Raw genomic sequence first — 3,647 nt, 5'->3', positions numbered from 1 at the left:
TCTACCGGAAAGACTAGGACGAGATGAGCGAGAGCTTTCAATTCCAATTGAAAAAGACCGACGGCGGTGCCCGCCTCGGCGAAGTGTCCATGCCGCGCGGCACGATCCGCACGCCGGCCTTCATGCCTGTTGGTACGGTCGGCACGGTCAAGGCGATGTATCTCGACCAGGTGCGTGACACCGGCGCCGATATCATCCTCGGCAACACCTATCACTTGATGCTGCGCCCGACCGCCGAGCGGATGGCGCGGCTCGGCGGCCTGCATGATTTCATGGGCTGGGACCGGCCGATCCTGACCGACAGCGGCGGCTATCAGGTGATGAGCCTGTCGGCGCTGACCAAGCAGAGCGAGGAAGGCGTCGCGTTCAAGAGCCACCTCGACGGTTCGCGCCACCTGCTGACCCCGGAACGCTCGATGGAAATCCAGCGCCTGCTCGGCAGCGACATCGTGATGGCGTTCGACGAGTGCCCGCCGAACGGCGTTGACATGAAGCGCGCCGAGGCGAGCATGGAGCGATCGATGCGCTGGGCGGCGCGCAGCCGCGCGGGCTTCGATGCCGGCGAGGAGCACGCGGCGCGCTCGGCGCTGTTCGGCATCCAGCAGGGGTCGCTTGACGAGAAGCTGCGGGCGCGATCTGCGGCGGCGCTGACCGACATCGGCTTCGACGGTTATGCGATCGGCGGCCTCGCGGTGGGTGAGGGGCAAGAGGCGATGTTCCGCGTGCTCGACTATGCGCCGGGCCAGCTTCCCGCTGACAAGCCGCGTTACCTGATGGGGGTCGGCAAGCCCGACGATCTTGTCGGCGCGGTCGCGCGCGGGGTCGATATGTTCGATTGTGTATTGCCGACGCGGTCGGGACGTAACGGCCAGGCATTCACCTGCGACGGACCGATCAACATCCGTAACGCAAAGTTCGCCGAGGACCGGGGGCCTCTCGATGTCGACTGCCACTGCCCGGTGTGCACCACCTGGTCACGCGCCTATCTTCATCACCTCGTCCGTTCGGGCGAGATGCTGGGCGCTATGCTGATGACGCACCACAATCTGCACTTCTATCAGGATCTGATGCAGGGGATGCGCGATGCAATCGGCGCGGGCACATTCACCGCGTTCCAGCGCGATTTCGACGCACGCTACAAGCGCTGATGTCAGTCGAGCTTGCCGAGAAGATCGAGCAGGGATTGGGGAATCGACTCATCAACCGTCGACTCATAGGCCCGGCGCAGGGCGCTGTTCACGTCCTGCTCCTTGGCGGAAGATTTTTTCTCCGCGTCCTTTCCCGAACTCACGCCGCGCGGCGAACCGGTTTTAGACGACATTATCGGGGCATCCGCTGGACATGGGGCCTTTTGCTAACCGCGCATACACCAAGTTGCAATGGCGCGTTTGTTTCTTCCATATGAAACTAATTTACGGCTAAATCGTTCCCTAACGTCGAAATATACCGGAACTGGAGGGAAAGGCACGGCGATTTGTCCCTTTCCCGGACAGGTCCGCCCCGATTTTTGCCGGTATCAGGAGATAAAATATGTCATTGGGTCAGGCAGTTGCACCGCATCTTCCGTATCTGCGGCGCTATGGCCGGTCCATTTCGGGAAGTCAGGAAAGTGGTGACGCGCTGGTCGCCCGCCTGCTCGAAACGCTGGTTGCGAATCCCGGCGCGGTCGACGTTGGCGGCGACCTCCGGATTCAGCTTTACCGGATGGTTCATGACAATTTCGGCCTGATGACCGAACGCGCCGCCGCGAACGACGAAAATGCGCCCAGCGACATGGCGATTGCGGACGCCCGCCTGCGCCGTATTCCTTCGCTGGCACGGCAGGCGCTGCTGTTGACCGCGGTCGAGGGTTTCAGTGCCGAGGATACCGGCCGCATCATAGGCCGTGATGCCGAGGCGGTCCACGCGCTGATCGCCGATGCAACCGACGAGATCGACCGTCAGACGCGCGCGCGAATCCTGATCATCGAGGACGAACCGATCATCGCGATGGACATCGAAATGATCGTCCGCGAACTCGGTCATGAAGTCGTCGGCGTCGCCACCACACACCGCGAGGCGGTCGAGGAGGCGCAGAAGCATCAGCCAGGTCTCGTGCTCGCCGACATCCAGCTTGCCGACAACAGCTCGGGGATCGAGGCGGTGCAGGAAATCCTGACCAATCTCACGGTTCCGGTGATCTTCATCACGGCCTTCCCCGAACGATTGCTGACCGGCGACCGTCCCGAGCCGGCCTTCCTGCTTACCAAGCCCTATCAGCCCGCGACATTGCGCGCGGCGATCTCGCAAGTGTTGTTCTTCGACGAATCGACGGTTCCGGCCTGACGCGATCGCGCCGCTGCTCTTGCCAGCTCTTGCGGGGCGGGTGATAGGGCAGGGCGATGACCGCCACCGACGTTTCCCGCCGCCAGTCGGCACTCGACCGCCTTTTCGCCCACGCGCCGTTCCTGGCGCGCCTCGCCGAACTCAACCCCGGCGATGTGGCGCGCTATCTGGACGGCGGCACCGACGCCGCGTTGGCGGCCGTCGCTGCGCCGCCCGTCGATGACGACATCATGCGGACGCTTCGCCAGTGGCGCGGGCGGACGGCGCTCCTGCTCGCGCTCGGCGATCTCGCGGGCGAGCACGATGTGGCCACGACGACGCGGTTGCTGTCGGGCTTTGCCGATACGGCTTGCGACGCCGCACTCGCCGCGGCTTTTGCCGAGCGTGTGCCTGATGAGGAGCCGCGCGGGCTCGCGGTGATCGCGCTGGGGAAGCTCGGCAGCCACGAACTCAACTATTCGTCAGACATCGACCCGATCCTGATCTTCGACCCCGAAACGCTGCCACGCCGGTCGCGCGATGATCCCGGCGAGGCGGCAGTGCGGATCGCGCGGCGGATGACCGAGATTTTGTCGGCGCGTACCGGCGACGGGCATGTGCTGCGCGTCGACCTCCGCCTCCGCCCGCATCCCGAAGTGACGCCGATCGTGCTGCCCGTGGACGCGGCGATCTCCTATTATGAATCCGAAGCGCTCGCATGGGAGCAGGCGGCGTTCATCCGCAGTCGTGCCTCGGCGGGCGACCGCGCGCTGGGCGAGCAGTTCCTCGCCGCCATCCAGCCCTTCATCTGGCGCCGCAGCCTCGATTTCCGGCAGCTCAAGGAAATCGGCGCGATGAGCGACCGCATCCGCGACCATTTCGCGCAGGGGCAGGCGTTCGGGCCGGGGTTCGATCTGAAGCGCGGGCGTGGCGGCATTCGCGAGATCGAGTTCTTCGCGCAGGTCCACCAGCTTATCTATGGCGGGCGCGATCCGTCGCTGCGCGTGCCTGCGACGGTCGACGCGCTCGCAGCGCTCGCTACGGCGGGACGCGTCGAACCCGAGGTTGCCGTCCGGCTGGCGGACCATTATGCGACGCTGCGACGGATCGAGCATCGGTTGCAGATGATCGAGGACCAGCAGACGCACAGCCTGCCGACCCAAGGGGCCGCGCTCGACTGCGTCGCGCGCCTCGATGGCGAGGCGGATGGCGCTGCGTTGCTCGCCGCGCTTGCACCGGTCGTCGATGATGTCGGCATTTGCTACGACCGGCTGGTGGCCGAACGCGCGGTGACCACCGGGTTGCCGCGCGACGATGAGGGGCTTGCGGGGCAGCTGACGGCG

General features: G+C 65.2%; 3 protein-coding genes and 1 pseudogene. 3 read left to right on the top strand and 1 reads right to left on the bottom strand.

Annotated elements, in window-relative coordinates:
- Positions 1-23 precede the first annotated feature (23 nt).
- Positions 24-1,148, top strand: coding sequence for a tRNA guanosine(34) transglycosylase Tgt (gene tgt, locus VN047_RS01815; RefSeq protein ID WP_325539425.1), 1,125 nt, complete (start codon positions 24-26; stop codon positions 1,146-1,148).
- A 2-nt stretch (positions 1,149-1,150) separates the two neighbouring features.
- Here the strand turns inward: tgt and VN047_RS01810 are convergent, their stop codons facing one another.
- Entirely contained in the window at positions 1,151-1,321 is a 171-nt protein-coding gene (locus VN047_RS01810) for a NepR family anti-sigma factor (protein WP_325539423.1), read from the bottom strand.
- 209 nt (positions 1,322-1,530) lie between these two features.
- On the opposite strand from VN047_RS01810, the gene VN047_RS01805 reads away from it, so the two are divergent.
- Both VN047_RS01805 and VN047_RS01800 read left to right on the top strand, forming a co-directional pair.
- Positions 1,531-2,325: a response regulator gene (locus tag VN047_RS01805; protein WP_325539421.1), complete on the top strand. Its 795-nt coding sequence runs from the start codon at positions 1,531-1,533 to the stop codon at positions 2,323-2,325.
- A gap of 56 nt (positions 2,326-2,381) precedes the next feature.
- Positions 2,382-3,647: pseudogene (locus tag VN047_RS01800) on the top strand (glutamine-synthetase adenylyltransferase); the annotation flags it as partial.

This window comes from Sphingopyxis sp., from assembly GCF_035565275.1.
Lineage (GTDB): Bacteria > Pseudomonadota > Alphaproteobacteria > Sphingomonadales > Sphingomonadaceae > Sphingopyxis.
The sequence above is the reverse complement of the archived record's forward strand: the minus strand, read 5'-3'. Positions and strand labels throughout refer to the sequence as shown.